This window comes from Noviherbaspirillum suwonense (genome assembly GCF_900182955.1).
Taxonomy (GTDB): Bacteria; Pseudomonadota; Gammaproteobacteria; order Burkholderiales; family Burkholderiaceae_D; genus Noviherbaspirillum_A; species Noviherbaspirillum_A suwonense.
The window spans coordinates 1-2,394 of record NZ_FXUL01000062.1 but is presented as its reverse complement, the minus strand read 5'-3'; the positions used below and the strand labels follow the sequence as shown (position 1 = coordinate 2,394).

Annotated in this window: 3 protein-coding genes; all 3 read left to right on the top strand. The window is 62.8% G+C overall.

From position 1 onward, the window contains the following. Nucleotides 1–81: 81 nt before the first annotated feature. Genes tnpA through tnpC form a run of 3 tightly spaced genes read left to right on the top strand, consistent with a single transcriptional unit; the run spans nt 82 to nt 2,341 of the window. Nucleotides 82–438 (top strand): IS66-like element accessory protein TnpA, encoded by a 357-nt coding sequence (gene tnpA, locus QOL82_RS29075; RefSeq protein ID WP_283445812.1) that lies wholly within the window; start codon nt 82–84, stop codon nt 436–438. Further along, nucleotides 435–770 carry an IS66 family insertion sequence element accessory protein TnpB gene (gene tnpB, locus QOL82_RS29070; protein ID WP_283445811.1) on the top strand — a complete coding sequence of 112 codons (336 nt, stop codon included), beginning with the start codon at nt 435–437 and terminating at the stop codon, nt 768–770. The genes tnpA and tnpB overlap by 4 nt, the downstream gene beginning before the upstream one ends. A 59-nt stretch (nt 771–829) precedes the next feature. Next, nucleotides 830–2,341, top strand: coding sequence for an IS66 family transposase (gene tnpC / locus QOL82_RS29065; RefSeq protein WP_283445810.1), 1,512 nt, complete (start codon nt 830–832; stop codon nt 2,339–2,341). Nucleotides 2,342–2,394 lie beyond the last annotated feature (53 nt).

The following is a 2,394-nucleotide window of genomic DNA, read 5'->3' as shown; positions in this document are numbered from 1 at the left end:
GTAAGCGCCTAGCGAACTCACCTTGTGACAGGCGCGGCATATTAGGGATGATCGTGTCCACCTATCTTAAGTGGACACCTCATGACAGAACCAATCTCGACGACAGTACGTCGGCGCCGCCATGGCGCAAGCCTGAAGGCGCAGATTCTCGCAGAATGCGAACGACCGGGCGCATCGATTGCCGCCGTCGCCATGGCAAATGGCGTCAATGCTAACCTGGTACATAAGTGGCGTGCCCGGGCGTCCGAACGCCAGGACACCGCTGTGACGGCGCCCAATGTCTCCTTCGTTCCCGTGCCCTTACAGGCTGCCGTCTTGACCGCTGAGGTTACGGAACTGCGCATTGAATTGCGCCGCGGTCCAGTGATCGCCACGGTCAGCTGGCCGATGTCATCTGCGGCCGAGTGCGCAGCATGGCTGCGCGAGGTCCTGCGGTGATTCGCATTGACGCCATCTGGCTGGCCGGCGAACCGCTGGATATGCGGGCCGGCACGGACACTGCCCTGGCACGCGTGGTGAAGGTGTTCGGCGCGGCCCGTCCACACCATGCCTATCTGTTTGCCAACAAGAGCGGCACGCGCATGAAGGTGCTGGTGTATGACGGCTTGGGGATCTGGCTGGCCGCCCGCCGCCTTAATCGCGGCCGCTTCGTCTGGACCGAGGGGGCGTCGACTGCCACCGTAGCGCTCAACACCGAGCAGTTACAGGCACTGGTCACCGGCCTGCCATGGAAGACGCTGGCGACTGACCACGCCATTGCGGTGGTCTAACGCCCGTACGTATACTGTTTCTGTTCCGATACGGCAGTTGTTCTGGCACACTGCCGCCCATGACTTCTGCATCCGACCTGTCCACCCTCAACGCCGACCAACTGCGCCAGCTCGCCAGCCGGCTGATGGAGGAGATGCGTGGCAAGCAGGCACTGATCGACAAGCTCACGCACGAGATGGCCATCCTCAAGCGGCTCAAGTTCGCCGCTTCCAGCGAAGCCTATAGCGGCGAGCAGCAGCGCATGCTGTTTGAGACCCTCGATACCGACATCGAAGCCCTGACCGCCGAGATCGAACAACTCGCGCCGACCAAGCCGGCCGATGATGAGGACAGGAAGCGGCAGCCCAAGCGCGCACCGTTGCCGGCCGCGCTGCCGCGCAAGGAAATACGCCACGATCCGGATTCCACCACCTGCACTTGCGGCTGCCAGCTGCAGCGCATCGGCGAGGACGTGGCGGAGAAGCTCGACTACCAGCCCGGCGTCTTTACGGTGGAGCGTCACATCCGCGGCAAATGGGTCTGCCGGCAATGCGAAACGCTTGTGCAGGCGCCGGTGCCGCCGCAGATCATCGACAAGGGCATCCCGACGGCGGGCCTGCTGGCCCATGTACTGGTGGCCAAATATCAGGATCATCTGCCCTTATACCGGCAAAGCGGCATCTTTGGGCGCGCCGGACTGGCCATCCCGGACTCGACGCTGGCTCAGTGGGTCGGCGTGTGCGGTGTGCAGCTGCAGCCACTGGTCGATGCACTCCGTCAGGAACTGCTGGCACAGCCCGTCTTGCATGCCGACGAGACGCCAGTAGCCATGCTCAAGCCGGGCAATGGCAAGACGCACCGGGCCTACCTGTGGAGTTACTGCAGCACCAGCATGAGCACCATGAAGGCAGTCGTGTTTGACTTCGCCGAATCGCGCGCTGGCCGCCATGCCGGCGACTTCCTCGGCGACTGGCGCGGCACGCTGGTCTGTGATGACTATGTGGCGTACAAAGCGCTGTTCCGGCAAGGCATGATGGAAGCTGGCTGCATGGCGCATGCCCGCCGCAAGTTCCACGAGCTGTATGCCAATCACCAGAGCCAGATCGCCGAAGAAGCACTGAAGCTGTTCGGGGTGCTGTACGACGTTGAACGCCAGGTGCAGGAGTTCGACATTGACGCCAGGCGAGCGACCAGGCAGCAACTCGGCAAGCCAGCGGCCGATACCTTGCATGCCTGGCTGCTGGCACAACGGCAGCGCGTACCGGACGGCAGTGCGACAGCCAAAGCGATCGACTACAGCCTGGGACGCTGGGGCCCGCTGACGCACTATCTGGACGATGGTGCGGTACCGATCGATAACAACTGGGTAGAGAACCAGATCAGGCCAATTGCGCTTGGCAAAAAGAATTGGCTATTTGCCGGTAGCCTGCGGGCGGGGCAGCGTGCTGCCGCGGTGATGACTCTGTTGCACTCGGCGCGACTGAATGGCCACGACGTGCACGCCTACATGAAGGACGTCCTGGAGCGCTTGCCGACGCTACCGGCCAGCCGTATCAGCGACTTGCTCCCGCATCGATGGACGCCTGCCTAATTCGTCCATCTACCCCAAGAGGTTTCGTCAAGACGGGATGACTGGGCGCTTAC